The sequence below is a fragment of the Photobacterium sp. HL06 genome, from assembly GCF_059552575.1.
Genome location: NZ_CM183915.1, coordinates 182,797 through 208,243, shown reverse-complemented (window position 1 = coordinate 208,243; position 25,447 = coordinate 182,797). Strand labels below are relative to the sequence as shown.

At 46.3% G+C, this 25,447-nt stretch carries 28 protein-coding genes and 1 pseudogene; 11 read left to right on the top strand and 18 right to left on the bottom strand.

The features are described 5' to 3' along the window. Positions 1–56: 56 nt before the first annotated feature. From AC51G0_RS19500 to AC51G0_RS19490, 3 genes are all read left to right on the top strand, one after another. Positions 57–1,880, top strand: a complete 1,824-nt coding sequence (locus AC51G0_RS19500) for a class I poly(R)-hydroxyalkanoic acid synthase (RefSeq protein WP_496303308.1) — start codon at positions 57–59, stop codon at positions 1,878–1,880. A gap of 298 nt (positions 1,881–2,178) precedes the next feature. Next, the gene (locus AC51G0_RS19495; RefSeq protein WP_496303307.1) at positions 2,179–3,057 is read left to right on the top strand and encodes a DMT family transporter; all 879 of its coding nucleotides are present in this window, start codon (positions 2,179–2,181) and stop codon (positions 3,055–3,057) included. A gap of 448 nt (positions 3,058–3,505) precedes the next feature. Then, entirely contained in the window at positions 3,506–3,922 is a 417-nt protein-coding gene (locus AC51G0_RS19490) for a universal stress protein (protein ID WP_496303306.1), read from the top strand. Positions 3,923–4,124: 202 nt separating this feature from the next. Here the strand turns inward: AC51G0_RS19490 and AC51G0_RS19485 are convergent, their stop codons facing one another. Genes AC51G0_RS19485 through AC51G0_RS19475 form a run of 3 tightly spaced genes read right to left on the bottom strand, consistent with a single transcriptional unit; the run spans position 4,125 to position 5,904 of the window. Beyond that, a complete protein-coding gene (locus AC51G0_RS19485) occupies positions 4,125–4,697 on the bottom strand; it encodes an ester cyclase (protein ID WP_496303305.1) in 573 nt (190 codons plus the stop codon). Positions 4,698–4,734: 37 nt separating this feature from the next. Beyond that, a complete protein-coding gene (locus AC51G0_RS19480; RefSeq protein WP_496303304.1) occupies positions 4,735–5,262 on the bottom strand; it encodes a cytochrome b in 528 nt (175 codons plus the stop codon). Positions 5,263–5,295: 33 nt separating this feature from the next. Continuing rightward, positions 5,296–5,904: a short chain dehydrogenase gene (locus tag AC51G0_RS19475; protein ID WP_496303303.1), complete on the bottom strand. Its 609-nt coding sequence runs from the start codon at positions 5,902–5,904 to the stop codon at positions 5,296–5,298. Between the two features lie 102 nt (positions 5,905–6,006). Here AC51G0_RS19475 and AC51G0_RS19470 point away from each other — a divergent pair, with 102 nt between their 5' ends. Continuing rightward, positions 6,007–6,903, top strand: a complete 897-nt coding sequence (locus AC51G0_RS19470) for a LysR family transcriptional regulator (RefSeq protein ID WP_496303302.1) — start codon at positions 6,007–6,009, stop codon at positions 6,901–6,903. Between the two features lie 91 nt (positions 6,904–6,994). On the opposite strand, the gene AC51G0_RS19465 is transcribed toward AC51G0_RS19470, so the two are convergent. The 6 genes from AC51G0_RS19465 to AC51G0_RS19440 all read right to left on the bottom strand — a co-directional run bounded on the left by AC51G0_RS19465 (position 6,995) and on the right by AC51G0_RS19440 (position 12,519). Next, entirely contained in the window at positions 6,995–7,366 is a 372-nt protein-coding gene (locus tag AC51G0_RS19465) for a hypothetical protein (RefSeq protein WP_496303301.1), read from the bottom strand. Positions 7,367–7,425: 59 nt separating this feature from the next. Then, entirely contained in the window at positions 7,426–7,998 is a 573-nt protein-coding gene (locus AC51G0_RS19460; protein WP_496303300.1) for a CDP-alcohol phosphatidyltransferase family protein, read from the bottom strand. A 234-nt stretch (positions 7,999–8,232) separates the two neighbouring features. Next, positions 8,233–9,840 (bottom strand): BCCT family transporter, encoded by a 1,608-nt coding sequence (locus AC51G0_RS19455; RefSeq protein ID WP_496303299.1) that lies wholly within the window; start codon positions 9,838–9,840, stop codon positions 8,233–8,235. Between the two features lie 25 nt (positions 9,841–9,865). Next, positions 9,866–10,981: a mandelate racemase/muconate lactonizing enzyme family protein gene (locus tag AC51G0_RS19450; RefSeq protein WP_496303298.1), complete on the bottom strand. Its 1,116-nt coding sequence runs from the start codon at positions 10,979–10,981 to the stop codon at positions 9,866–9,868. Between the two features lie 14 nt (positions 10,982–10,995). Further along, positions 10,996–12,171, bottom strand: coding sequence for a UxaA family hydrolase (locus AC51G0_RS19445; RefSeq protein ID WP_496303297.1), 1,176 nt, complete (start codon positions 12,169–12,171; stop codon positions 10,996–10,998). A gap of 3 nt (positions 12,172–12,174) precedes the next feature. Beyond that, positions 12,175–12,519: a UxaA family hydrolase gene (locus AC51G0_RS19440; protein ID WP_496303296.1), complete on the bottom strand. Its 345-nt coding sequence runs from the start codon at positions 12,517–12,519 to the stop codon at positions 12,175–12,177. Positions 12,520–12,740: 221 nt separating this feature from the next. On the opposite strand from AC51G0_RS19440, the gene AC51G0_RS19435 reads away from it, so the two are divergent. After that, positions 12,741–13,427 carry a GntR family transcriptional regulator gene (locus AC51G0_RS19435; RefSeq protein ID WP_496303295.1) on the top strand — a complete coding sequence of 229 codons (687 nt, stop codon included), beginning with the start codon at positions 12,741–12,743 and terminating at the stop codon, positions 13,425–13,427. A 151-nt stretch (positions 13,428–13,578) separates the two neighbouring features. On the opposite strand, the gene AC51G0_RS19430 is transcribed toward AC51G0_RS19435, so the two are convergent. After that, positions 13,579–14,343 carry an AraC family transcriptional regulator gene (locus AC51G0_RS19430; RefSeq protein ID WP_496304153.1) on the bottom strand — a complete coding sequence of 255 codons (765 nt, stop codon included), beginning with the start codon at positions 14,341–14,343 and terminating at the stop codon, positions 13,579–13,581. 136 nt (positions 14,344–14,479) lie between these two features. On the opposite strand from AC51G0_RS19430, the pseudogene AC51G0_RS19425 reads away from it, so the two are divergent. Beyond that, positions 14,480–15,551: pseudogene (locus tag AC51G0_RS19425) on the top strand (MFS transporter). Positions 15,552–15,638: 87 nt separating this feature from the next. On the opposite strand, the gene AC51G0_RS19420 reads toward AC51G0_RS19425, so the two are convergent. The 5 genes from AC51G0_RS19420 to AC51G0_RS19400 form a co-directional block, all read right to left on the bottom strand. Continuing rightward, positions 15,639–16,025 carry a carboxymuconolactone decarboxylase family protein gene (locus AC51G0_RS19420; RefSeq protein WP_496303294.1) on the bottom strand — a complete coding sequence of 129 codons (387 nt, stop codon included), beginning with the start codon at positions 16,023–16,025 and terminating at the stop codon, positions 15,639–15,641. Between the two features lie 81 nt (positions 16,026–16,106). After that, complete coding sequence (locus AC51G0_RS19415; RefSeq protein ID WP_496303293.1) at positions 16,107–16,415, bottom strand: AzlD domain-containing protein; 309 nt, start codon at positions 16,413–16,415, stop codon at positions 16,107–16,109. Next, the gene (locus AC51G0_RS19410) at positions 16,412–17,188 is read right to left on the bottom strand and encodes an AzlC family ABC transporter permease (RefSeq protein WP_496304152.1); all 777 of its coding nucleotides are present in this window, start codon (positions 17,186–17,188) and stop codon (positions 16,412–16,414) included. Before AC51G0_RS19410 ends, AC51G0_RS19415 begins: the two co-directional genes overlap by 4 nt. 182 nt (positions 17,189–17,370) lie before the next feature. Continuing rightward, positions 17,371–18,243, bottom strand: coding sequence for an AraC family transcriptional regulator (locus tag AC51G0_RS19405; protein ID WP_496303292.1), 873 nt, complete (start codon positions 18,241–18,243; stop codon positions 17,371–17,373). Between the two features lie 275 nt (positions 18,244–18,518). Beyond that, positions 18,519–18,824 (bottom strand): panthothenate synthetase, encoded by a 306-nt coding sequence (locus AC51G0_RS19400; RefSeq protein ID WP_496303291.1) that lies wholly within the window; start codon positions 18,822–18,824, stop codon positions 18,519–18,521. 290 nt (positions 18,825–19,114) lie between these two features. On the opposite strand from AC51G0_RS19400, the gene AC51G0_RS19395 reads away from it, so the two are divergent. Next, entirely contained in the window at positions 19,115–19,462 is a 348-nt protein-coding gene (locus tag AC51G0_RS19395; protein WP_075767195.1) for a RidA family protein, read from the top strand. Between the two features lie 193 nt (positions 19,463–19,655). Here AC51G0_RS19395 and AC51G0_RS19390 read toward each other — a convergent pair whose 3' ends face one another. Beyond that, positions 19,656–20,150, bottom strand: coding sequence for a MarR family winged helix-turn-helix transcriptional regulator (locus AC51G0_RS19390; protein WP_496303290.1), 495 nt, complete (start codon positions 20,148–20,150; stop codon positions 19,656–19,658). 89 nt (positions 20,151–20,239) lie between these two features. Here AC51G0_RS19390 and AC51G0_RS19385 point away from each other — a divergent pair, with 89 nt between their 5' ends. Continuing rightward, positions 20,240–21,454, top strand: a complete 1,215-nt coding sequence (locus AC51G0_RS19385; protein WP_496303289.1) for a multidrug effflux MFS transporter — start codon at positions 20,240–20,242, stop codon at positions 21,452–21,454. A 185-nt stretch (positions 21,455–21,639) separates the two neighbouring features. On the opposite strand, the gene AC51G0_RS19380 is transcribed toward AC51G0_RS19385, so the two are convergent. Beyond that, entirely contained in the window at positions 21,640–22,158 is a 519-nt protein-coding gene (locus AC51G0_RS19380) for a type II secretion system protein (protein WP_496303288.1), read from the bottom strand. Positions 22,159–22,549: 391 nt separating this feature from the next. On the opposite strand from AC51G0_RS19380, the gene AC51G0_RS19375 reads away from it, so the two are divergent. From AC51G0_RS19375 to AC51G0_RS19365, 3 genes are all read left to right on the top strand, one after another. Then, positions 22,550–23,608 (top strand): HlyD family secretion protein, encoded by a 1,059-nt coding sequence (locus AC51G0_RS19375; RefSeq protein WP_496304151.1) that lies wholly within the window; start codon positions 22,550–22,552, stop codon positions 23,606–23,608. Continuing rightward, positions 23,598–24,653: a DUF2955 domain-containing protein gene (locus AC51G0_RS19370; RefSeq protein WP_496303287.1), complete on the top strand. Its 1,056-nt coding sequence runs from the start codon at positions 23,598–23,600 to the stop codon at positions 24,651–24,653. Before AC51G0_RS19375 ends, AC51G0_RS19370 begins: the two co-directional genes overlap by 11 nt. 204 nt (positions 24,654–24,857) lie before the next feature. Further along, on the top strand, positions 24,858–25,109 hold the full coding sequence (locus AC51G0_RS19365) for a DUF1496 domain-containing protein (RefSeq protein WP_496304150.1): 252 nt from the start codon (positions 24,858–24,860) through the stop codon (positions 25,107–25,109). A gap of 130 nt (positions 25,110–25,239) precedes the next feature. On the opposite strand, the gene AC51G0_RS19360 is transcribed toward AC51G0_RS19365, so the two are convergent. Further along, positions 25,240–25,404, bottom strand: coding sequence for a hypothetical protein (locus AC51G0_RS19360; RefSeq protein WP_496303286.1), 165 nt, complete (start codon positions 25,402–25,404; stop codon positions 25,240–25,242). Positions 25,405–25,447 lie beyond the last annotated feature (43 nt).

The following is a 25,447-nucleotide window of genomic DNA, read 5'->3' as shown; positions in this document are numbered from 1 at the left end:
CTCAGCCGCCCCTTCCTGTGGGCGGCTTTTTTAGTCCAGATACAGAGGTCATTGTAATGAACTATAACTTCTTTACGGACTACTTTGCCAAGCTCCAGGATATGAACCAGGTATGGTGGAAAGAGCTCGATTCCGGCAAGGCAGCCATAAATACTCCCCTTAATAAAGCGCTCAATGAAATTAACTTGGATGATACTGCTGAGTTAATTGAAAAAGCATCAGCGCAGCCAGCCGTTTTAGCCAAAGTGCAGATGGAGTGGTGGGAAAACCAAATGAAGATCTGGCAGAACGTCACCATGAAAACTGGTGATAAATCCGATCTTGTTCAGCCCGAAAAAGATGACAAGCGCTTCAGCGATCCTGCTTGGGACAATGAAGCGTTTTATAATTATATTAAGCAGTCCTATTTGCTGTTTAGCAATACGATGAAAGAAACCATCGACTCGATTGAAGGGCTGGATGAAAAAGCCAAAGAGCGCCTAGGTTTCTTTTCTCGTCAGGCGATAAACGCTCTGTCTCCGACCAACTTCATTACAACCAACCCAGAGCTGGCAAAGCTAACGGTTGAAACTAACGGTGAAAACCTCGTTAGAGGAATGGAGTTGCTTCAGGAAGATATGCAGGCCAGTGCTGACGTCTTGAAGATCCGAATGACGAACGACAATGCCTTTCAGCTTGGTGAGAATGTAGCTAATACTGCAGGTGATGTTGTTTTCAAAAATGACTTGTTTGAACTAATTCAATACAAGCCGCTGACGGAAAAAGTGAATGCAACACCGCTTCTTGTTGTCCCACCGTTTATCAACAAGTACTACATCTTGGATCTTCGCGAGAAGAACTCGATGGTGCGTTGGTTGGTGGAGCAGGGGCATACGGTGTTTATGATGTCCTGGCGCAACCCAGATGCCAGCATGGTCGATGTTGATTTTGACAACTATGTGCTCGATGGTGTGGTGAAGGCGGTCGAAGCCGTTGAAGACATTACCGGCGAAAAGCAAATTAACGCTGCAGGTTACTGCATCGGCGGTACTCTGTTGGCCGTTGCGTTGGCCTATTATTCAGCTAAGCGTATGCGGAATCGGATCAAGTCAGCCTCTTTCTTCACGACATTGCTGGATTTCTCGCAACCAGGTGAAATTGGTGCGTATGTCAACGACCCGATCGTCTCTGCGATTGAAGCGCAAAATGAAGCGAACGGCTATATGGACGGGCGCTCATTGAGTGTGACATTCAGTTTGTTGCGTGAAAACAGCCTGTACTGGAACTACTACATCAACAACTACCTGAAGGGTAATAGCCCGATTGACTTCGACTTACTCTACTGGAATGGTGATAGTACCAATGTTGCGGTAGCTTGCCACAGTACCCTATTGCGTCAGTTCTACCTGGAAAACAAGCTCAAGGATCCGAAAGGATATAAAGTCGGCGGAGTGTATATTGATCTGGCTAAGATCAAGGTGCCAACCTACTTTATCTCGACCCAGGAAGATCATATTGCGCTTTGGCAGGGGACGTTCCGCGGAGCACAGCTGCTAAGTGGTAAATCAACGTTTGTTCTGGGTGAGTCTGGTCATATTGCAGGAATTGTGAACCATCCTACCAAGAACAAATACGGCTTCTGGACCAACAGCAAGAAGGTGGCAGATGCTGATGTATGGCTAGAGACTGCTAAGCGTCAAGATGGGTCTTGGTGGAATCACTGGAATGGCTGGTTGGCTGACTTTGAGTCTGTTGAGCAAGTGGAGGCACGTAATGCAGGTAATAATAATTATCCTGCGCTTGCCCCTGCGCCTGGTAACTATGTGCTGCAGACACTTCCTATTGAGGTGTCGAATGCCGTTGAGAAACATCAGCAGATTGATAGCCAAGAAGCATCGTAATTAACCAAGCTTTGAAGAGCTAAAGCCAGCGGATAATCCGCTGGCTTTTTTTTGTTCCGTGCGTAGGCTGATGTTGGTGCCAGCGGCGGTTACTGTGTCGGAATAGGGGCACTGAAGTATTCTTCGAGAGCCTGCATTTAGCTAGATGTGTCGAGAAATTAAATAGTTATATCAGGTTAACTGTAAGCCTGAATAAAAAGTTGTCAAAAATTGGTTTTTCTCTTACTTGTTATTCACTTTGGCGATAGAATGACCAGCCTGTTATCTTTGCCTTCACCTTCTAAATCTCAGGGATATTATGACCTTAGAGCGTCGTGCTGATCTAATACTTGTCGCTACCACCATGTTAGCGGCTGCCGGATGGATATTCTCGAAAGAAGCCATTCAAGGCCTGCCGCCGTTTGGTTTTGTCGGTACTCGCTTCGTGCTGGCATCAATATTCTTGCTGCCTTTTTGTTATTCGACATTGAGAAAGATCAACCGTAGTGATCTGGTACGAGCATTGGGTGTCGGCTGCCTGCTGGGTAGTGCGCTGCTACTGTGGATCTATGCGGTGTCTATCAGTGATACCCTGGGGGAAGGCGCGTTTATCATGAGCCTTTCCATGCTATTCGTCCCGCTGGTGGCTTGGCCACTGTTTAGGCAACGACCGCCACGGATGTTCTGGTTTTCCCTGCCGCTCGCTTTCGGTGGCCTGATGATGCTGTCGCTCGGCGGAGGCTGGCAACAGTCTGCTAGTCAGGTTTGGTTTGGATTGGCTGCTCTAATGCTGGCATTACATTTCAACTTCAATAGCCGTTGTGCCCAGCGTATTCCACCGCTGTTGTTGACCTGTATCCAACTATTTGTCACAGGTTCCATGGGCCTTGTCGCTTCGTTAAGCTTTGAAACCTGGCCGCAGGAAATTGGCATTAATATCTGGGGCTGGTTTGCCATGAGCGTGGTAATAGCCACTAGCCTGCGCTACGTGATGCAAACGACAGGGCAGAGGCACAGTACAGCAGCTAATGCCGCCATTATCATGGTGCTGGAGCCGGTATGGACAGTGGTATTGAGCATTATTTGGTATGGTGAACAGATGCCGATAAATAAGGTGCTGGGTTGTACCTTGATATTGATGGCGTTGCTGTTTTATCGGGGTGGAGCGAAGATCATGGTGAAGTTGAAGGCGGCTTAAGGTTTGATTTTATCGGTGAACATGAGAGCAGGGCTTCGGCTCTGCTTATCGCCTCAAAAGAAGCAACACCACAGAGACATATCCTAAATCCGGTTGAACCCATGATCAGGAACTCACAAGAGCCGCAAACTGGACATCTCTGTAGCCTTACCATAAGAAATTCCTTTTAGGTCAATCACTACATTGACTTTATAGGGAAGGGGGCTGACCGCCAAAAATAGATCAGAACTTTGTGAACTGATTCTCATGATAATTTCGACGGCCATGATTACATCTCATATGCCGTAGAAGCATCTCCCGTAATTATAGGGGCAGCTCCGGTGCCGTTCTCTATTTCAACTCTGTTCTAAAAGTCGTTCTAAAAAACATTGCGTGACATACGTTAAACTGTGTAGTAACCCCGTAAATTTACCCATTGTTGAGCAGGTAATAGGTAGAGGAGTTGATTATGTTTAACAAAATCATGGTACCCGTAGACTTAAAGCATGAGGAAAAATTAGCAAGGACATTGAATATTGTCGGAAAACTTGCCAAATCTCATGGTTCAGAAGTGGTATTCGTCGGTGTTTCACTGGCGGCTCCAACGGAAATTTCGCGGAATCCAAAAGAATTTACGTCGAAACTTGACCATTTTGCTGAAGAGCAAAGTAGGCTACATTCCATTCATATGGAAAGCCACCCCATCTTTAGTGTTGATCCTACCGCCGACCTGGATGATAAGTTGTTGGAGTCTATTGATGAGTTAGATGCGGATCTTGTCGTTATGGCCACTCATCTCCCTGATGCCAGCGATTATATTTTTGGTAATAATGGCAATTACATTGCAGCTCATGCAAAAATATCGGTTTTATTAGTGCGGGCATAGAATTGGGTTAGCTGAGGGATAGGCACTGCTGGACACACTACTGTAGGTGTTCGGGCTGGGTGGTTTGCAGCTAGCTTCTTAACAACTCCCGAGAACATGGGCAGACATATTAGGATGTTGCTTTAATTGGGCAGGCTCAAGTTTACATGAAATGAAGGCCGGGTATTGCTACACGGCCTGGTTGTTAGATAAAGATCTGGTGTTACTCCAAACCAATCTGCTTGTTCCAGTCTGCGTTATCCCAGAACAAATACTCTTCTGCGATTCGGCCGTCTTCCCATCTTGCGATGGTAGCAATCTTGATTTGTACTTTTTGGCCCGTTGGTTGTTTAACCGTGCCGTCTGGCAATGTTAGCGGCTTAACCCACTTCCCTTCTGAGATACTGATACCTGCAGTCCACTCTCCATGCCCAAAGCCGACAATATGATCAGTGACTTTGAAATCAAAGACGTCGAACAGGAACTGCAACTCTTCAGAATGTGGTGTAAATGGTGAGGTCTGCGTTCCATCTGGATTATGGACGATGACATTGTCAGCATGTATCTCACCGATCCGTTCCATATCTCGATGATTAAAGGCAACTAAATCCAGCTCATCAAAAATCTCAAGGTATTTGGCCGTTTGGGCTCTTTCTGCATTATGGGCATCAATTTGTGACTGTAGATCGACAATTTTTGCCTTTAGCTCAGCAACATTTTCAGATGCCGAGGCTGTGCTTACTGTCAGCCCCAGTGTGATAGAGGCAATAGCAATATGTTTGAAGAGTGTATTCATGGTTTTCTCCACTTCCAGCTAAAGTTTAATTTTCCGCTTAAAGAATTCGGTTGAGGACGTCATTCTCTTTGTCAAATAGCCTGTGCTTGATAGCCCCAGCTATATGTGCTGCCAGTACTGCAATGAATGCATAAGAGGCCCATTTATGCAGAGTATTGGTGATCTCAAAGATGGATTTGTTATTCGGGATTAACTCCGGTAAATCGATGCCGAAGAAGTGCACACCACTGCTGAATTCATAAGCGCTTGACTGTACATAACCTAGGATTGGTACAAGTATCATTAATAGGTACAGGGCGGTATGGGCGAATTTAGCTGCTAGCTTTTCATGCTTTGGCATGCCTTTAGGTAAATCAGGCAATGTTTGGCGTCGCTTGTTAATGATCCGAATCACAACAAACAGAAAGGACAAAATGCCAAATGATTTATGCCAAAAATATAATGACTCTGAAAGCTCGATATTGCTCATATCGAAGGGGGTCATATAGATGCCCAATATAAGGAGGCCGATAATTAATGCGGCACTTAACCAGTGAATGGCTCTGATCGAAATGGGATATTTCATTAGCTGATCCTGCTGAAGTTAATTAAAAAAGGGCTATTTAACAGGGGCCGGTAGTCCACCCCAGGCTCGGAAGACGTTTCCCGAAGCGCTGCCTTCTACGGACTCTACATAGTAATTAGCAACCTGCTCGGCACTGACGAGGCCTTTGCCTGTTCGCTCAGGCTCCACTACTGGGGCTGGGCTAACCACATTTATTCGCAAGCCGCGCTCTAATAACGGTGCGGTGTGCTGAACAAACGAGTCGATAGCAGCATTGAATGGGCCGGTGGCGATACTGTAAGCGTTGGGGTAGTGGCTAAGGAAACCACTGGTCAAGGTGACTGAGCCGTTTGGCTTTAGGTGTTTTTCTGCAAAACGAACAATTCGGAACTGGGCTACCAGCTTGCGCTCTGCACCATACAGAAAGTCTTCATCAGTCAGTTGATGATAGGGCTTGAAAACGCTGTCACCTCCTACGGCAACCACAGCAGCATCAAGTTCACCAAGCTGTTCAAATACTGATTGGACTTTTTGTGCGTCGGTATAGTCGGCAACAATGTCACCTGCGCGGGAGCCAATTCTTATCACTTCATGGCGAGTTGCTAACTGCTCGACGACTTTACCGCCGATTTTCCCGGATGCGCCAAATACTGCAATTTTCATGATTTTCACCTTGTCGTTGTCTTCGATAAGGAGAGTGTATGTGGTTTACTTATTTTCCAGAATACAGTTAAATGTGAAATAATTTTTTCTAAATTGCGAATTATGGATAAGCTCAAAGCAATGGCGATCTTTGTGGAAATCGCCGACCAGGGATCGATGTCTGCGGCGGCACGAAAATTAGGTGTAGTGAACTCAGTGGTCAGCAAGAATCTGACTGAACTGGAGGCTTGGTTAGGGCGCAAGCTAGTCTATCGTTCAACTCGAAATATGCGCTTAACGCAAGATGGGTATGGGCAGTTAGGGCAGTTTAGAGAGATCCTAAGTAGAGTGAATGAGCTGGAAGTTCATACGGATGAAGGTGAGGAAGCGGTTCAGGGTGTTGTGAAAATAACGGCCCCCATCTATCTTGGCCAGAAATTGCTGGTACCCCACATTGCCGACTTTCATCGGCTATTTCCCCTGATCAAATTACACCTTGTGCTTAGCGATGACTTCGAAAATATGATCGATGAGGGTTTTGATGTTGCTATGCGGGCATCGCAAATGTTCGATTCCAGTTTTATCTCTCGCCGATTGTCAGATACATCGCTGGTTGTGGTGGCAAGCCCAAACTATGTGGCGAGATGCGGCGTGCCGTCTTCTCCTAAGGCGTTGGCAAAACATCATTGTCTTGTCGAAGGTGGGCTGGATACGCCAAGGCGTTGGCGGTTTAAAAATACCAGCAATGAACAAATATCCGTAGCGGTTGATGGTTCAATCTACACAAACTCAGGTATGAGTATTAAGCAGCTATGCGAAGACGGGGTGGGGGTTGCGCAGCTTCCGGCATTTTTTGTTGATGACAGCATTTCTAACGGCAAGCTGATCGAGCTATTACCTGAATACGCGTTGAGTAACTTTTGCCTGCATTTGCTTTATCATCAAAAAGGTACCAGTAACCCTGCCATTAAAGCTGTTGTTGATTATTTTGTTTCCCAGTTATCAGATAATAAGTACTGATTATAAGGATCGAAGTTTCCGGGAGATGCATAATAGTATGGGATAGGGGGAACAACTCGCAGCCCTTTGAGCCAATGCGTGCAATGGATGACTAAATGAAAGCGTAAATAAGAAAAGCGCCAAATGCCCCTGCGAAAGCGCCGCCAATACGACCATAAGGTTTGGCTAGAGACAAAGCCCATGTCATTAGCCGATGGAAACTTCGACGTCCTATAGCGGCTAGAGTGAAAGCGGCGATAAGAGACAACCAGCCAATGATCTCAATGATAAGCGGATACTTCGATTCGTCAGATTGGGCGATTAGCATAAAGCCAAGAATAAGCCTGATAACAACCGCAAATATGTGAAGCTTAAGGTTTCCGAGACGTTTCCTCAGGAAGCCGATGATAACTTTCGGTTGAATCGCAATGATGATTCCGACTAAGAGAATCAGAGTTCCAAATAGTATGATTAATTCGGTCATAATTAATTGCCTATTTCAATATGACGTCGCAACCATACGCCCATCGCATGCATTGCCCGTTAGCTGTTGGCTTGTTTCTTTTCTATGGCCAGCGCTTTTTTACCCCAGATGTAGATATAGTGCCCGCCACTGACACAGACCATTACAATCAGTAACCATAAACCGACTTGGAAAATATACTGGGGGAGTATTGGGTAAACTTGATGGGTTAACAGCAGTAACGCATAGACAATTTGTACACAGGTGCTGGCTTTACCCCAGAAACTCGGTGCTACCTCATAACGTCCGAACCGCCAGTGATAGGCGAGAGCACCAGTCATAATAACCACGTCCCTCGTTACGATTATCACAGCCACCCACCAGGGGAGTAATCCCACTACCACAAAAGCGATATAAGCGCTAAGTAGCAGCGCCTTATCGGAAAGTGGATCGGCGATGGCTCCATAGCGACTTACGGCATCCAGTTTACGTGCCAACCACCCGTCGACAGCATCACTGAGCCCGGCAATCAAGGCAATCCACAAGACGGTTGCGTAGCTTTTTTCTAGGATCAGCATACAGATAGGCACCGCTAAAATCAGGCGTAATGTCGTCAAGATATTAGGGACTTGCTTGATTACACTACTAGCCATAATAGGTTTTTCCGCTGCTGTTGCCTCTTACACCAGTGTAAACCTAATTGGGATATTCTACTTTTGTAATTGAGAAATAGAACTGGCCTTGAGGTATGGCTTCAGGACGTGAAACAGCAAGCAACATTTTGAGATTTAAATAAAAATCCTCCGCTGCTGACGGAGGATTTTTTGATTGTAGCGATGTTGCTACGTTTCTTCTTTATGGCTGTATTCGCTTACTTAAGAGGCTAATTAACTCTCGTTAGCAGATGGAGACAGATAAGCAGCTGTTTCGTTGTAATCTGGGCTTGTTGCTGTGTTACTGGTTGGTTCCTTATTTTTTTCGACAACAACTTCACCACCGAAGTCTTCTTTAAGCCATTTATTGAAACCGTAAAGCATGATGAAAATCACCACCATCAGGGGCAACGAGGTCACAATCGCCAGTGTTTGTACTGTATTAAGCGGCGCATCAATGAACATCATTGTCAGAGGCACTGCGGCAAGGATCAAACACCAGAACAAGCGAAGTGATGTCGGTGGATTGGCGTTCTCATCAAGCTGGTTCGCAGCAGTTGCGGCCAGCGTAAACGATGCTGAATCAAGTGTGGTTGCCAGGAATAATGTAGACATCACAGCAAAGATAATGATGAACAGTGAACTTGCCGGTAAGGTGTTTAGCACAGCTATTACTGTAGCAGAACCCCCGTTTTCGGTGATAGAGCGGGTAACGTCAATAATTTCAGTCAGGTGTACGTTCATGCTGAAGCTGCCCAGAACACCAAAGAAGATGAAGCAACCGGCACTGCCGCCAACTACCATGCTGCCGATCACTTCTTTTAATTTACGGCCTTTTGAAACCTTGGTTACAAACAGAGCCATGAACGGCACATAAGTCATCCAGTATGCCCAGTAGAAGACAGTCCATGATGTCGGGAACGAGCCGCCTTCAACTGGATCAGTCCACAGACTCATGCGGATGAAGTTTTGCAGCATCAGGCCGTAACCATTGGTCATCTGGTTGATGATGAAAGAGGTTGGACCCACGATCAGAATGAGCAGAACGAAGATAACTGCGAGCTTGGTGTTCATATCGCTCAGTTTTGCCATCCCTTTTTCAATGCCGACGTAAGAGCTGACAGAGAATAGGGCGGTGATGAACAGCATGAGTCCGACGTTCATCGCAAAGCTGTTTTCAACACCGAGCAAATAGGCAATGCCTTCTGTAACCATCGGTACACTCAGACCCAGAGTGATCCCCATGGCACCAACGCAGCTGAAGATGAAAATGGTATCAATAACCTTGCCGATAACCGGGTTGTAAAAGCGGCCCATAATGCTTTCGCACACCGCACTGAGCTTAAGCTGCGGGTTTTTCTTCACATGGAAAGAGTAGGCGACCGGTAGCGAGGCAATACAATACAACGACCAGGCGGAAATTCCCCAGTGGAACATGTTGTAGCTAGTCGCCCATTCTGCGGCCATTGGTGAATAAGGTTCTACGTCAAATGGAGGTGTCATGTAGTAGTAACCCCATTCGACAAATGCCCAATATACGGTTGCCGAGCCCAGTCCGGCACAAACCATCATTGCCAGATAGGTAAACTGGGAATATTCTGGCTTGTTGTCGCCGAGCTGGATCTCACCATATTTTCCGAAAGCAATTTTGGCGAGAAAAATGACACTAAAAAAGCCAAAGAAAAGGAAAACCTCACCAAACTGATTTGTCAGGGTACTAAATAATTGGCTGGCTATCGCATTTCCTTGTTCTGGAAATAGTGTCAGGCCAACAACAACAAAGAGAATAACCGACAGGCTTATTGCCATTAACGGTTTGTCTATTTTACGTTCAATGTTCATAACTAAAAATCCTTCTACACGTTTCTTATATTCGATATTTATTGATCACGTCTTCACTCAGCTCGATACCAAGTCCCGGTGAATCCGGTACAGGTACATAGCCCTGTGAAAATGGCAGTCGGTTGCTGACGAGATCGGTAAATAAAGGACTGCTGCTTTGGGAATATTCCATAAGCGTGCCGTGCTCGCAGGCGGCTAAAAAGTGGACTGAAGCCGCGAGCAAGATGCCGGTACTGAACCCATGGGGGACGAGTTGGGTACCGTGTAACTGGGCAAGATCGTAAATCTTTTTCATCTCGGTGATACCTCCGCAGCGGGTGATATCAGGCTGGATGATGTCGACTTCAGATTGTTCTAGGAAGGTCTTAAATTCATAGCGGGTCGTGAGTGATTCTCCGCCAGCTAGCTTGGGTTGGATCTGGCGAGACAGCCTTGAGTAGCCGATCATGTCATCTGCCAGAACGGGCTCTTCGACCCAGTTCAAGTTAAATGGCTCCAGGCGTTTGCACATCTGGGCGGCATGGCCGGTAGTGCGCCACTTGGAAGCCAGATCTATCTGTACTTCTATCTCGTCGCCAACGGCTTCGCGCACGTGGCGGACAATTTGGTAATCAGTTTCAGGATCATCGCCGAATACACCGCCACCGAATTTAATACTGGTGAAGCCTTGTCGAACAAGGCTCAGGGCGATGTCGCGGTTTTTCTCCGGCTGGCTGTCAGGAATAAAGGTACCGTAGGCGCGGATCTGATCGCGATATTTTCCGCCCAGCAGCGTATGAACCGGAACGCCATAAAACTGGCCTGCAATGTCCCACAGGGCAATATCGATTGCACTGATGGCATGGATCCCTGCACCGCGGCGGCCCATGTAGTTGGATGCCCAGTACATTTTGTTCCACAAGCGTTCGATTTCTAGTGGGTTCTCGCCAATTAGCAATTCACGCAAACCGTAGCAATATAGGTTTGAGTGTGGTGTTTCAATGCATGCCTTGACGACAGCAGGAGAGCTGTCCGCTTCTCCGATCCCGGTAACGCCTGCATCGGTATGGACTTTGACGATGACGGCATCTTCACCCCACTCGCAGGGCTGATCAGGCTCAGGTACTCTTAAGCAAATAACTTCTATATCTGTAATACGCACTGCCCAGTCCTTAATTATTGTGGTTCGATACAAATAAGCTTTTCTAAACGCTGATCTTTTTGGTACAGCGTGCAGTAGGCGAAGCCGATATCTTCAATGGCGGTTGATTCACCCTGAACGACCTTCTCCAATGTGCTCAGGATCCGGCCGGCACTGGAATGGATGCTGTCGGTACCGCTCATGATCCCGCTGACATCGACATCAATGTCCTCGGTAATTTGTGCAGCATTACCGCTGATTCTGATCACTGGCACTATAGGGTTGTTGAATCCGGCACCGCCTGTGGTCCACAGGATCACCTGGGCGCCAAGCGAGGCGAAATGCATACCTGAGCCGCCACAAAGGTGCGTAGTCTCGGACAGATACATGCCCGGTTCACTCGGACGTTCGGTCATTTTTGCGTTGATCCTAAGTACATCCTGGATCGGGCGGGTTCCTGTTTTGTGCAGTGCGCCAAGTGCTTTTTCTTCAAGCGTGGTAAGGCCGCCGACACTGTTTCCGATACTCATGGTCTCGACATTGGTGCCTTCGATGTGCCAGCGTTTTTCTTCTTCATTGATGAGGCGATCTATTTTGTTCGCGACTTCTGGGGTGACAGCACGTTCGCGCAGGATATCTTCACAGCCCACAAGTTCGATAAGCTCACCGGCAATGCAGGTGGCGCCTTTATCTACCAGCAGATCAGCGGTGCGGCCTACTGAAGGGTTGGAGGCGATACCTGAACTGGTATCGGATCCACCGCACTTAATGCCAACAACCAGCTCGCTGAGCGGAATAGGCTCGGGCTGGATTTGGTTTGCATACGCTGTCAGCTCTTTTGCCAGCTCGGTGCCCATTTTGATGGTACTGCGCGTTCCGCGAGACTTGATGATCGACAATGTCTGTACCGGTTTACCTGCGCTGCGGATCGGGTCGGCCAAAATGGCCGGGTCGATACTTCCGCATCCCATGTTCAGTAGCAGGGCACCGGCCACATTGGGGTTCAGGGCGGCGCCAACCATAGTACCGACAAGCTCTTCATTGCCGCCGTACATGCAGGTGTTGTAGTTGGTAACGACGACGGTGCCGGGTACTTTCTGGCTAATTGCACGGGCAATGCCCTCTGCACACTCATCAATTGCCAGGATAAGAACATGATTTCGAATCCCCGCGCGGCCGTCGGGACGACGAAAGCCTGAGAAAAACTGCATTCGCTACTCCTCGATCTGCATTTGTTTAATGATTTGCTTGATGATGGGCTCTGGTATATCGACCCGGGTACTGCGTACGTTCTGTACGTGTACCAGTTCACCGACTGGTATTGCTTTGATGGCGACGCCAATGGCATAGCCCGCTTTGTGAATCGCTTCTTGCGCCGAAATTACGTCTATCGCGACTTTATTGCCGAATGTGATGGCTTGTTTGCAGACGACGGTGCCCTGTGCCTGGTTGGCATCATCAATAATTTCAATTTGCTGCCCCTTTTCGACATCAGCGAGCAAGGTCGCCACGTTGTCACTTGGGGAAAGCAAAATTGCCTTGTTCAAAGGTACGTCCATAAATCCTCATAGATTGTTGATTGTCGGACAATCGACAGTTGGCAATATTAATGAGTAATTTCAAAATAAATGAGATGCAAATCACCTTTTGTTTTATTTATTCATTTTTTGTATGATTATCTGACAATCGTCACGTTTTATTGATTATGCGAATTGTTGACTAATCCGGTAGAATTAAGGCAACTGCGGTATTCCGCTATCTGTAGATGTATGGAAAGATAATGAAAATCGTAAAACAGAGCTTAGAGGAACAAGCCGCAGGCTATTTGCGTGAATTGATCCTCAGTGGAAAATACGGAATGGGTGAAAAGCTGGTGGAGAGTTCGCTGGCGAAAGATTTGGAGCTATCACGCAGTACAGTGCGGATGGCGCTCAATACTTTGGCTCACGAAGGTTTGGTGGTCCAGAAGCCCTATGTCGGCTGGCAGGTCATTAATATTACTGAAAATGACCTATGGGAGCTGTACCACTTGCGTCTCGCTCTGGAAACGCGGTCTGCTTGGCTGGCGGCTGAGCATATTTCCGAAGAAGGTAAAATTCGACTTCGTGATTTGATGGATTATTATCTGCAAGTTGGCCGCAGTGAAGGCGTGACATGTTTGCAAATCAGTAAGCTTGAACTGGAGTTGCATACGTTAATTATCGAGCTAAGTGGCAATATGCGTCTGCATCAGATCTACCGTAATGTCGCTAACCAAATGCTGATTTACTTTAACATCGATCACGCGAGCTACGATCCTGAAGAGAGCGCACTTAGCCATGTTCCTTTGGTTGATGCTATTTGTGAGGGAGACAGTGCCAAAGCCTTAAAACTTGCCGAGGAGAATATTACTGTTTACTCGGTGATCGGACATAAGTATAGAGAGCAGCATTTAAAAAGATATTCTGAGCAGCAAGACGAGTCTTGAAGTAGCAATATTATCCCGATAACTTAAGGCACTAGAGTTATCGGGTGAGATGATTGCAATCAATATTCGTATTTTCCTATGAAAACTATCGCCCCATTATAGGGGCGGAATCCATACTTCTATTATTCTAACTTCGTGAAAATTGTTCAAATTAAAGGTATTGAAATGGTGTAGTTCCTGTTTGCTGCTTGAAGAAGCTGACAAATGCACTATCACTTGAAAATGCTAACCGATAGGCAACATCATTCACCTGTAATCCTTCAGACAATAACTCAATCGATTTCAATAGTCGCCATTGCTGCCGCCATGCTTGATAAGCCATTCCTGTTTCTTTGCTAAATATGCGGCTGATGGTTTTACTGCTTGCGCCTACCGACAGGCTTAATTGATTGAGTGGCGGAGCAATATAATCAGGGGAATTGAGCTGTATTAGCCATTTTTCTAAACGTCGGTCTGTTGGTATGGGGAGTTGCAGCAATTCTTCCTTCGCTATGGCTAGCTCTTCCAAGAATAAGGCGTAGGTGTTTTTCTGTTCGGCTTGCGGCTTATCCCATTCCCAAAAAGCCATTCGTTCAATAAGCGCCTTAAGCAGTGGGTTCACTTCTATGACTTTTAATGATGAAGGCAAATATTTGCTTAGGGTTTGATCAAAATAGAGTGATCGATATTCGACAACATTTGTCATCCGGGCGTAATGAGGGGTATTGGCTGGGATCCAGGCTGCACGTGTAGGGGGCAAAACACATCTCACGCCATTGAGCGAAATACTCATACAGCCTTTTGGTGCATACAACAGCTGCCCTTTATTATGCTGATGCAGGCCTGAATCGTGTTTTCCGATCTGCGCGGCAATACCGATGACGGAGTTTTCCATTTCATCGACATTGAATACGGTGTGCTCGTTGATGACGGCCATTGTTCTAATCTTGATATTTATTGTTCTAGTTATGTTATTTGACCACATCATGATTCCGTAAACTAGCCGTCTTTTCGAAGATAAAAGATTTGCTCGAAAGATAAGAGCTTTGCTAGAGAAATAAGAGGTTTACGAAATGAAAACAAAACCATCGATTGGTTTAATGGTGGTGTTGATGATGTTCCCGCAGATCGTTGAGACCATCTACAGCCCTGTGTTGCCGCACATTGCCGCACAATTTGACGTGAGTGTTAAAGCCGCGAGCCAAACCTTGTCGATCTACTTCTTGGCCTTTGCACTAGGCGTCATTGTTTGGGGCGTGGTTGCTGACAGGCTTGGACGGCGAAAGACGATGTTACTTGGGCTGTCGGTATATGCGGCCAGTGCAGCAGCTGCAGTAGTCGCCACAAGTTTTGAGGCGCTGATGATTGCAAGAGGGCTGAGTGCCTTTGGCGTTGCTGTTGGCTCTGTCATTACACAAACCATGTTACGCGACAGTTATGACGGCGCAGGGTTAAGTAAGGTGTTCTCGTATATGGGAGTGGGGCGGGCACTCTTACGTATTTGTCACGCTTAGTGGGTTGGCATTGGTATTGCTGAGTATCAGCACAGTAACACTCCCTGAAACAATGCCGGAGAGTACCCAGCCTTCAGCATTATTCGACTTGTTTATACAGATGATTAGGGATCGAGAGATATGGAGCAACGCACTGTTGGTCGCGGCTTTTAATATCTTGCTGTTTTCCTATTATTTACAAGGCCCATTTTTGTTTGAGCAGCTAGGCTATAGCTCTATTCAGTTTGGTCGAAGCGGTATTATTCTTGCCGTTGGTACATTTGCTGGCAGTTTGTTAAACAAACGACTTGTGCAGCATGGTTTCACAACGCAAAAATTATTGCTCATCGCGAGTATCCTTGGTTTGTTGGGCGCCATTGGTGTTCTGCTGTTACAGGATTCACTTTGTTTCTTACTTCCGATGGTGCTTGTTGTGGTGAGCTTTGGTATCGGCATCCCTAATATTCTGAGTCAGGCGCTGGTTAACTATCGCTCTCAGGCTGGTAGTGCGGGTGCGATTTTTGGACTGCTGTACTACTTGATGATAGGTGGGGGGCTTGCGGTGGCAGGATCTGTACAAAACCTAGGGGCTGTATTAGTAACTTGTGCAGCGGTTGCATTGTTGACAGTGAGAGCCAGCATTGCTCGTTAACTCTATGTGAACCTATTCCTTTCAGCCTGTTGAAATCAGTAAATAACTCACTATATTTCAACAGGCTGATTGTATTGTGAACCGAGCTTATTTCTTTGCAATGATATCGCGAGACTCAAAGACTTCTTTTGCGGCTGTCATTCCGTTGATAGCGGCAGGGAAGCCAGCATAGACAGACATTTGGAGAATCACTTCAGTGATTTCCTTAGGAGTACAGCCTAAGTTTAAGGCGCCGCTAATGTGCCCTTTTAGCTGTGGCTGGCAATTTCCCAAGGCGGTTAGTGCGGCAATTGTCGCTAGTTCACGGGTCTTAAAATCGAGCCCATCTCGCTGTAAGACATCGCCAAACGGATACTCAATCGTGTACTTTGCCAGATCCGGACAGATTTCACTGAAACTTTCAATCAAACCTTCCGCTGCATTGGCATCGAGTTCATTAAGCTTGTTTAAGCCTTTTTCGTATCTATCACTCATTTCAAAACCATGTTGGTACAGTTGTATTTCCTTGAAAAATATCATCATTCATTTAAGGAGCCAATGAAAAGTTGCGCTTCATTAAAATGCCGAAAGCAGGAAAAACACGGTCATGCTAATAACGGCTGTGAGCAAGACATTTTTCAGTTTCCAGGCCAATAAAACGGCCACAAGGGCTGCAACCAGGTAGGGGTTATGCCAGGAGAGTGCAAGCCTGCCTTCTGGCAAAAACACGATAGGTGCCCAAATAGCCGTGAGTACCGCGGGGCTAGAATAGCTAAGTAGCTTTTGTGCCTGGGCATTGAGTCGCAGGGGAAGCTTTGGCTCCAGGAACAAGTAGCGGCTGGAGAAAACGAGCAAGGTCATTGCCAGAATAGTAAGCCATATCATGCGTCTTCTCCTTTATTGTTCGGGTGTGTAGCTTTGTGATGTGTGCCTTTTTGATAAGTGTTGCTGACGCAGTATTTGTCATAACTGTATCCAGCGACCATCGCAGCAAGGCTTGCCAGCATTAAGCCGCCTTCTACGTTATAGGCCTGCAGTACAACAGAAAGGAGCATGGCGACGACAACTGAGACCAATACCGATGCATTTTTGACCGTAGGTACGACAAGGGCAATGAAGGTGGCTGCAATGGCGAAATCTAACCCAAGGCTGTCTAGGTTGGGAATGAACTTGCCCGCGACAATGCCTGCGAAGGTGGCTAGATTCCAGCAGATGTAGAACCACAAACCTGCCCCCAGTGCATACCAGCGGTTGAACTTTTTTGGTGACTGATGGCCACATAGCGCGAAGAGTTCATCGGTGAGCAAAAAGCCCAAGCCGATCCGCCATTTTAACGGTAGCGGACTGATCTTATCGCGCATGGTGATGCTGTATAGCAAATGGCGCGAGGTAATGAACAGGGTAGTCATCAAGATTGTCGCCAAGCCTGCGCCGACTTTCAGTAATCCCGTCGCAACAAGCTGGGCTGAGCCGGCAAATACAATGGCAGAGAGCGCCTGGCTCTGAAAAGGGTCAAGGCCGATATCAATGGCGAAAGATCCAGCCAACAATCCCCAAGGGATCACTGCAACACAGAGCGGGGTGACCGCTAGCGCTCCTTGTTTGAATAAAGAACGCTTTTCCTGTGATGTCTGCTGCTGGCTACTTGTATCTGTCATGTTATGTGTCGAGGTGTCTGTCCCATTAGGAGAAACCCCGTCATTGGTATCGGTTGTGATGGATGTTTGCATAGTGTGTTTTTTCATTATTATCAGTGATACTTTTCACTTTAAGAACTAACCACGATACAAACTTGTACGATATTGCTCAATAGTTGGAGCCGTTAGTATGACCAGTATCCTCAGCGTGTAACTTGCTTGGCAAATTGCCCGGGGGTGATGCCCATGGCTTTTTTGAAGTGACGGTGGAGATGGCTTTGGTCGTGGAACCCTGCCTCTTGTGCAGCGTCAGAGACGGTATGCCCTTGCCTGATAAGCCTTTTAGCGAGGCGCAAACGTGCCTGAATTTGATAGGCGTGTGGCGGAAATCCGTATTCTTTCTGAAAAGCTCTCACTAAATGGTAAGGGCTGAATGAGGCCAGATTAGCTAGCTCTTGTAGTGAAATATCAGCGCTCGGAAAATCATCCAGAAACTCTTTGACCAGTTTTAGCTGACGCTGTGCCTTTGAAACGTCTTGAGGTGAGGTGGGCCTCTTTCCATGTTTGCACATAAGCTTGGTGAGCACCCCGTAAAGCAGGGTTTCCCTAAGCAGGCGGTTGGTCGATTTGTCCAGCGTTTCAAATACCAATCGCAGTTGGCAGGCAAGCTCGGGATCATAAACGACGGGAGATGGAAAGTATGGCGCCCCGTTGCCGGATAAGCCGTAAGCCAACTCATGGCTAATCGTTTCAAATTGATCGGGTAGGGGATACATCGCCTTATAGGACCAGCCACCTTCAGTGGCGGAATGGCCGCTGTGTACCTCATCGGCATTTACTAGGATGATACTGCCTTGCGGTGCAACATGGTTACCGCCAGTGCGATAAAACTGCTGGGCACCATTTTCTATGACTCCTATTGTGTAGCCTTCGTGACTGTGGCGCGAGAAGTTCTGGCGGTGGTAGTCGGCATCAAGCAAATCAATACCACCAAGTTCATCGGCAATGCTGTATGTTGCTCGCTCTGTCGAAGATGACTTTTTCTTTTGCGAATCCACTTTGCTTGCTTTCTCCATCGCTTGCTTCTCTTCAACGTCTGCGTCGTACAGTCAGTGAGTATAACGAAGAGGTGCATGATGTGTTTGTACAAAATTGCTATATTGCTATGCCAGAACATGCATGAAGAACTGTTGAGTTGATGTTCGAATATCAACTGTTAATGTTTTTACGCGACCCTCTTCTCTTTTCACTGATGCGACAAACTTCAATATGGCTTATTTGAAGTCACGAAAGGAGAGAGGGTCCATTCTTCATGGATATAATCACCAATGATTGCGTTGGTTTTTTGTAATTAGAGCCACTTCTTGCCCAATTCGTTTAAACCAGAAGCGCCCAGATCATCAGGTGTCATGGCAATTCGAAAACGGCAATCGGCATTAAAGATCAGAAAGAATGGCTCGGCGTAGCTGGGGATTTGCGAAGAGTGATCGATGTCGAGAACCAGCACTGCATTCCGTTTTCCGTGTTGCTCGATGAAATAGCAGTTTTCAGGCTTTACCTCCTCGAGGATCCGGTTCATAACCTCTTCAATTTTTCCCTCTTTTACCAGCGTGTTGAAAGGTTCGTGAGGGAAGTTTACATCTAATAACATTTTCATGGTCTTATGCTCGCAACGAAAGTGAACAGCTTTGTTGGTCTTAGTTGATTTTAGCCTTTAATTTGCGTTGGAGAGCCTTAATTTCCCCACCTGGATTCGCATGTCCGCGGTATGAATTGATATTGATTAATACTGCTGGGTTGATAGATTTTGCATAAACGCTAACCACTTCAATTTATTGGGCATGAGCCTGGTTCTGATAGTTTCAACTCGGTGGGTTTAGGGCTAAAATGGACCTTCTTTTCGCCCATACCTTGGGCTGTATTCCTTATAATGAAAAAGGCGATAGTATGATCGAACGTCTGGAAACCAAGCAACGCATGAGCCGTATTGTTAAGCACAACGGTACAATTTACCTTTGCGGTCAAGTGTGTGCTGATGCAACACAAGGCATCAAAGAACAAACGGCAACCATGCTGGATAAAGTAGAAGCCTTGCTTGAACAGGCTGGTAGTGACAAAGAGCATATGCTTTCAGCCACTATCTACATCAAAGATATGAAAGACTTCGCTGAAATGAATGAAGTATGGGACAACTGGGTTCCTGAAGGCCATGCGCCGGCTCGTGCATGTGTTGAAGCAAGCATGGCACGTGATGCTTTGCTAGTTGAAATTTCTGTGGTTGCGGCAGAAAAGTAAGCGTCATTTAAGATGATGTTTACAGGTTATCAGGCCTGATTTTTTCGGGCCTGATTTATTATACTGGTTAGCCTCGAAAAGGTTTCGCAGCCAGCAACGGCTACCAGTTTGATGATATTCAAATTAAAGCTATTTAGACCTTTCCTGAAGAGGGCTATCAGTCCCCTGCGCTACGATATTCTCCCAATAAACGTTACTCTCTGGCGGTAAGAAGCTTTTCTAACAGCGCATTGAGCTGTCGTTGTTCTTGTTCAGATAGCACAGCTATGATTTCTTGTTCATGGTTATGTAACTTTTGAATAATTTCATCAATCAGTACTTTGCCTGGTTCTGTTAGTCTGACTAATTTACTGCGCTTGTCCTCTGGGTTATCAATACGTTCTATGAGCCCTAACGTTGTGACACGACAGAGAACTTTCGTTAATCCCCCGGAGCTAAATAGCATAGAACGATAGAGCTCGGTAGGGGACAAACAGCAGGGTTCTCCTTGCCGACGAAGTGCTGCCAGCACGCTGAAATCTGCTCGTTGGAGATCATATTCATCGAGTATCTTGATTAGATCATGTTGATGATAATCGTGGATACGGTGTATCCGGAGGATTGCTGGAGAACATTTTTCAGCGGATTGCGGCCAGTTTTGTTCGACTTTTTTCAAAATGTTAGCGACAGTTTCTTGTTTTATCATCATCTTTTCCTCCAAATGACCACCTAAATATATCTTGCTGGAAAGATAAATGCCAGCTAGTATCTTTCTAGAAAGATAAATAAGAGGTGTTTATGAACAAAAAAATGTCAACATCGTTGATCATTTTGCTCGCTGCCGTTTTTGCGATGTCTCCCTTTGCGATCGATAGCTACTTGCCGGCTATACCTGTGATGGCGGCTGACTTAAATATAGAAACGTCGATGGTGGCTGTGACAGTCAGTATCTATGTGCTGGGTTTGGCGGTTGGCCAGCTATTTGGAGGGCCACTATCTGATCGGTTTGGTCGTAGGCCGATAATGGTTGTTGGCTTGCTGATTTTTTCGATAGGTAGCTTGCTGCTGGCCACTGCTGAGTCTATGGAAATGTTATGGGCTTGGCGTGTTATTCAGTCTATTGGCGGCGGGATAGCAGTTGTTGGCGTGCCTGCGACCATTCGTGATAATGCAGAAGGAAAAGAAGCGGCCCGGTTATTTTCTCTGGTTGCATTGATTATGATGTTGGCTCCCTCCATAGCGCCAACTGTCGGGACGGTGATATTGAAAACACTTAGCTGGCACTGGATCTTTATCATGCTAAGTGTCGTAGCTGTCATTGTTGCCCTCGGTGCTGCTGTTGTTATGCCTAAAGAAGAAAAAGCTAGCAAGCCGAAAGCGGCAGGTGGATATATTTCGGTAATCAAAGAGCACCGTGCGCTTGGCTATTTGTTTGCTCAGGCCTTTGGGTATGCCGTATTGATGACCTTTATTACCAACGCGCCATTTGCCTATATCGAACATTTCGGAGTAACCGTGGAGCTCTTTTCCGGGCTATTCATTGCCAATGTCATTGGTATTGTGATTGTTAACCGTGTAAATAGCCTATTATTGCGTGCCTATGAGCCATCTAGCTTGCTAAAAGCTTTTCTTGGTATGCAGGTGATTGGCGGGCTGATACTGGTAAGCTCAATGATCATTGCCCCTGAGAACCTTTGGTTTGCTGTCGTTGGGTTTGTGATCTCTATTGCAGCCAATGGCGGTATTATGTCTAACTCTAGCGCCTGCTTTATGCGCTATTTTGGTAACAATGCTGGGGTTGCATCAGCACTGCTTGGGGCCGTTCAGTATGGGATTGGTGCGGCAGTAAGTGCGTTAGCCGCTATGTTAAGTACAGATACGATTTGGCCAATGGTCTTAGCGATGCTGCTCTCGACACTGATTGCACTGACAGGGGCATTTCTGAGTTCACGGTCTGAACCGGATAACAGCACTGATGGGGCTTCCTCTACGGTTGAACACCAGCCCAAGTAAGGCACCATGGTACGAAAAGAGGTAGAAGCTGTTCAGGAAGCTGTTCAGGAAGCTGTTCAGGTACCTGTGCAGGTTGAAACCTCAGTGATTGCAGTAGAAAAGTAATTGTTGCGTAGATAATTACTCATTATTTATCAGGCTCAATAGATCGGGCCTGATATTTTGGTTTCAACAGGCAATAGCCATTAACAACCAGCAAATTTGGTACTTAATGCGAATTCTCTTTCATCATCCTGTCCACCAGGTTGTTGGGTGTCATACAGGGAAACATAACATTGAGTATAAAGAGCTTTCACGCAATCGGAGATGGAGTCTCCTCCGGTTGGTACCTGTTTATAAGTGCTAGGCACAATAAACATTTGCTGATGGTTCTTACAGGTAGCAATACGGTAGCCATCGACGTCCATAGCCCGTGTTAGGTTTTCATAACTCAGCACAATAGAGCCGAACTGCGCTTCAATCCCATCCTCGGTTGATACGACTTGTTGAGACTTCATACTCTTGCCTTCCATTGCAAGCTTGCCTTCAACAATACTTTCTGCAGTTCTGAAAGCACCGATAAACCCTTCGAGGCTTGCAATTTTTGCATCACTTGAGGTGCTCATTAATCGTGGTGCGGCTGTAACGGACAAAATTCCTAGAACAACAATAACGATGATCATTTCCAATAGGGTGAACCCCTTAGTTTTAGTTATATGTTCCATAAACTCTCATTTTGAATGCTGTTTTATTGTGTCGGTGAAGTCTAATTGCGATATGAAATGAAGTTAACAATCAAATTTGAAATTTATGATTGCGTTACTGCTGTGTGACTTGGTGCCTGTAATAACGAACGTTGTGACGTAACGCTGTAACATTTGGTGCGTTTCTCTTTGTTAAAGCATGTTGAACGGCTGATATGGCTATTCTTAATAGCGAGCGAATTGAACCTCAACTGAGTATGAGGCGATAACCGAGTAGCGGAGCCATAGTATGTCAGAAGAGAACATGCCGAATGTTCAGGCTGAACCCGGCGAGCGAATTGCCCCCAAAGCGGGAAAACCAAAACGAGTAAAAAAGGAACGTGTAGAGAAGCCGAAAAAAGATAAGCCACCTATGGATAAGGTAAAGAAATTCACTTTCATGGTGCTGTTAGTCTGTATTGGCTTGTTTGTGTTCTACGTGTTGGCTGATCGCTTTATTCCGTCAACAGACATGGCCAGGGTCAGGGGGTATGTGATCCCTATTACTCCATTGGTTTCCGGGCGTGTTGTGGATGTGATGGTGGAGCCTAATGATATCGTACAGCTAGGTGCTCCTTTGGTCCGGATTGATCCGGCAGATTATCAGCTAGCTGTGCAGGAGGCAGAACAAGGCTTGGTGAAAGCCGGACAGAGCGTCGGGGTACAAACGGCATCTGTCGCCTCTGCTCAGGCCAAGTTATCGGATGCATTGGCGAACCAGGCGCATATTCGTACCCAGGCATCGCGTATATTGGCAATGGCGAAAAAAGGTATTGTGCCAAAGGCCGAGGCTGATAAAACGCGAGCCGCCCTTGCAAGTGCCAAAGCCCAGGTTGAAACGGCACAGGCAAATCTTGAACAGGCCAAAAAGCAGCTAGGTTCAACGGGAAAAGAAAACAGTGCCGTGAAGTCTGCGTTGCTTAAGTTGCAAAAAGCACAGATAGATCTTGAGCGAACGGTATTACGGGCACCGGCAATCGGTGGGGTATCCAACTTCAGGCTGGATGAAGGCTTTTACGCTCGCTCGGGCCAGCCGTTATTGACCTTTGTTTCTGGCGAAGACGTCTGGATTGATGCCTATTTTCGTGAAAATAGCCTAGGCAACATGATTGTCGGCGATGAAGTTGAGATCGTACTCGATTTTGCGCCAGGCCGGGTGTTTAAAGGGAAAGTTGCCAGTATTGATTGGGGGATCAGTTGGGGGCAGAGTGAACAGGCAGGCCAGTTAGCATTAGTGACACCTCAGACAGGTTGGTTGCGGCAGACTCAGCGTTTTCCGGTTGCGATACAGTTCGATGATGATACTGCCCGTGGCTTTCGCCGGGTTGGTGGTCAGGCCGATGTAATCGTGTATACCCAGGACAGCTCGGTATTGAATATATTTGGCCGGGTCTGGATCCGTTTGATGAGCTGGCTGTCCTATGTTAGATAACGGGACAGCAATTAGCGAGATAGATCAGCGACATTATTATCGCCGGGTTAGCCGCTATGTATTGGGTATAGTGATTGCGTGCGGGCTGGCATTTGGTATTGGCTGGGGGCTTTCGTTTGTTTTCCCAGTGTTTTTAGCTAAGTTTCTTGTTGATTATCCGGTATCAAGCCGTGAGAGATTTCAGCAATTGCTCCTTGCGATGGTGCTGACCGTGTTAGTAGGGTTGAGTGTGAGTATGGGGGTAACGAACTATCCTCTGATTTTATTGCTGCTGGTCGGCTTATTGATGTTTTATGCTTATTATTTGTTTCTTGATCCCTATTGGAACTTCTTTGCCACAATCCTGATGATTGCCGTGATGTTATTGCCCTATCTGGGGATCACGCACTCAGGATTGGCAATTTATGTTGGCGTTGGTTTGATTGTTTCGGGGGTCTTGGCTGTTATTGGTTTTGTTATTCTTCATTGGTTACTACCGGAGGATAAGCAGCAGGCTGTATCAGTTGATCCGCCACCGCAACTAACTAGGCAGCACAGGGCTATAGATGCTTTTAAAGCCCTTATTGTTGCGTATCCTATTATCGTTTATTTTTATTATTTCCAGATAAACGGCGCCATTCTGACGATGGTTTTTATTGGTATCTTGTCGTTGCAAATAACAGCGGTCAAAAGCATTAAGATCAGTGTCTTTTTACTTTTGACTAATGGGCTAGGGGGATTACTTGCTTTGATTATGTATGAGCTGTTGGTCACTACACCTGAATTTCTCTTCCTGCTGGCCTTGGTGACATTAGTTAGCCTTGTGATCGGCGCAAAAATTTACCAGCAACCAGAAAAAGCACCGATTTGGGCTGGTGTGATGTCGGCGATGCTGGTGGTGTTGGGGGGGACGATATCGTCAGATAGTAAATTAATCGAGGTCAGCTTCTATGGTCGGATCGGACAAATTGTTTTAGCCTCGGCTTACATGATACTGGCTTCAGTTTTAGTTGATCTATGGCATAAGTATTACCAGCCTCTGCAAACTTCCAAGGCAACAAAGTAAAAAGAAAACAAAGTAAATAGCGGCGAGTGCTCTCTTTCTATCTAGCCCCAGAAAGACGATTATTTTCAAAATGTGTAATTAACTTAATATCTACCCATGTCGCCTTGTAGCAATATATTAAGTATCTTTGAACAAGGTCGACTATTGCAATTGGCATAGGAGGTGCTGATGAGAATCTTAAACACAAGGTGCCAAACATGTGTGATGATACCATTATTGATGGTTGTTGCATTTTCGGTAGGTGCTTCGACCAAAGAAGCAACGATCAAGCATAACCCCGAAATCACGATACAACCCCGGACATTGAACCAACGAATGTGCTTATATGACGGAAGAGACTATTCACTTGGTGCTGTGCTAGTCGTTGATAGTATCGTGCTGGAGTGCAAACCAGAAAATGACTTTGAATCCAATGGCCGCCTAAAATGGCACAAAGTCGGTAAGCAGGAGCAATAAAATACTTACCCCGATTGGTATTATTTCATAACGTTCTGGATGAATTGAATACAAAAAGCGCAGTGTCATTGCTAACACTGCGCTTTAATAACAGCAGGGGGATAGCTGTTATATTAAGGGACTATTTATATTAACGAACCATACGGCCTGAATTTGGCGCTAGCTTACCTGTACCGCCTTTATGATGCTCTGTAGTCGCTCCCATCTCCTGCATCAGCAACTCTTTCATTGCTGCTGACTCACGAGAGTTGCTTGGCTTCCAGTTTGCAATCACTTTTGCTTTATTACTATTCATCGAACGATTCCTTTTCTTTCATGACATTGAAAGCAATGACATG

What these genes read in the sequence shown, in the direction of transcription:
- AC51G0_RS19500 (WP_496303308.1), top strand. Translation starts at nt 57, where the DNA reads ATGAACTATAACTTCTTTACGGACTACTTTGCCAAGCTCCAGGATATG.
- AC51G0_RS19495 (WP_496303307.1), top strand. Translation starts at nt 2,179, where the DNA reads ATGACCTTAGAGCGTCGTGCTGATCTAATACTTGTCGCTACCACCATG.
- AC51G0_RS19490 (WP_496303306.1), top strand. Translation starts at nt 3,506, where the DNA reads ATGTTTAACAAAATCATGGTACCCGTAGACTTAAAGCATGAGGAAAAA.
- AC51G0_RS19485 (WP_496303305.1), bottom strand. Translation starts at nt 4,697, where the DNA reads ATGAATACACTCTTCAAACATATTGCTATTGCCTCTATCACACTGGGG.
- AC51G0_RS19480 (WP_496303304.1), bottom strand. Translation starts at nt 5,262, where the DNA reads ATGAAATATCCCATTTCGATCAGAGCCATTCACTGGTTAAGTGCCGCA.
- AC51G0_RS19475 (WP_496303303.1), bottom strand. Translation starts at nt 5,904, where the DNA reads ATGAAAATTGCAGTATTTGGCGCATCCGGGAAAATCGGCGGTAAAGTC.
- AC51G0_RS19470 (WP_496303302.1), top strand. Translation starts at nt 6,007, where the DNA reads ATGGATAAGCTCAAAGCAATGGCGATCTTTGTGGAAATCGCCGACCAG.
- AC51G0_RS19465 (WP_496303301.1), bottom strand. Translation starts at nt 7,366, where the DNA reads ATGACCGAATTAATCATACTATTTGGAACTCTGATTCTCTTAGTCGGA.
- AC51G0_RS19460 (WP_496303300.1), bottom strand. Translation starts at nt 7,998, where the DNA reads ATGGCTAGTAGTGTAATCAAGCAAGTCCCTAATATCTTGACGACATTA.
- AC51G0_RS19455 (WP_496303299.1), bottom strand. Translation starts at nt 9,840, where the DNA reads ATGAACATTGAACGTAAAATAGACAAACCGTTAATGGCAATAAGCCTG.
- AC51G0_RS19445 (WP_496303297.1), bottom strand. Translation starts at nt 12,171, where the DNA reads ATGCAGTTTTTCTCAGGCTTTCGTCGTCCCGACGGCCGCGCGGGGATT.
- AC51G0_RS19440 (WP_496303296.1), bottom strand. Translation starts at nt 12,519, where the DNA reads ATGGACGTACCTTTGAACAAGGCAATTTTGCTTTCCCCAAGTGACAAC.
- AC51G0_RS19435 (WP_496303295.1), top strand. Translation starts at nt 12,741, where the DNA reads ATGAAAATCGTAAAACAGAGCTTAGAGGAACAAGCCGCAGGCTATTTG.
- AC51G0_RS19430 (WP_496304153.1), bottom strand. Translation starts at nt 14,343, where the DNA reads ATGGCCGTCATCAACGAGCACACCGTATTCAATGTCGATGAAATGGAA.
- AC51G0_RS19420 (WP_496303294.1), bottom strand. Translation starts at nt 16,025, where the DNA reads ATGAGTGATAGATACGAAAAAGGCTTAAACAAGCTTAATGAACTCGAT.
- AC51G0_RS19415 (WP_496303293.1), bottom strand. Translation starts at nt 16,415, where the DNA reads ATGATATGGCTTACTATTCTGGCAATGACCTTGCTCGTTTTCTCCAGC.
- AC51G0_RS19410 (WP_496304152.1), bottom strand. Translation starts at nt 17,188, where the DNA reads ATGACAGATACAAGTAGCCAGCAGCAGACATCACAGGAAAAGCGTTCT.
- AC51G0_RS19405 (WP_496303292.1), bottom strand. Translation starts at nt 18,243, where the DNA reads ATGGAGAAAGCAAGCAAAGTGGATTCGCAAAAGAAAAAGTCATCTTCG.
- AC51G0_RS19400 (WP_496303291.1), bottom strand. Translation starts at nt 18,824, where the DNA reads ATGAAAATGTTATTAGATGTAAACTTCCCTCACGAACCTTTCAACACG.
- AC51G0_RS19395 (WP_075767195.1), top strand. Translation starts at nt 19,115, where the DNA reads ATGATCGAACGTCTGGAAACCAAGCAACGCATGAGCCGTATTGTTAAG.
- AC51G0_RS19390 (WP_496303290.1), bottom strand. Translation starts at nt 20,150, where the DNA reads ATGATGATAAAACAAGAAACTGTCGCTAACATTTTGAAAAAAGTCGAA.
- AC51G0_RS19385 (WP_496303289.1), top strand. Translation starts at nt 20,240, where the DNA reads ATGAACAAAAAAATGTCAACATCGTTGATCATTTTGCTCGCTGCCGTT.
- AC51G0_RS19380 (WP_496303288.1), bottom strand. Translation starts at nt 22,158, where the DNA reads ATGGAACATATAACTAAAACTAAGGGGTTCACCCTATTGGAAATGATC.
- AC51G0_RS19375 (WP_496304151.1), top strand. Translation starts at nt 22,550, where the DNA reads ATGGATAAGGTAAAGAAATTCACTTTCATGGTGCTGTTAGTCTGTATT.
- AC51G0_RS19370 (WP_496303287.1), top strand. Translation starts at nt 23,598, where the DNA reads ATGTTAGATAACGGGACAGCAATTAGCGAGATAGATCAGCGACATTAT.
- AC51G0_RS19365 (WP_496304150.1), top strand. Translation starts at nt 24,858, where the DNA reads ATGATACCATTATTGATGGTTGTTGCATTTTCGGTAGGTGCTTCGACC.
- AC51G0_RS19360 (WP_496303286.1), bottom strand. Translation starts at nt 25,404, where the DNA reads ATGAATAGTAATAAAGCAAAAGTGATTGCAAACTGGAAGCCAAGCAAC.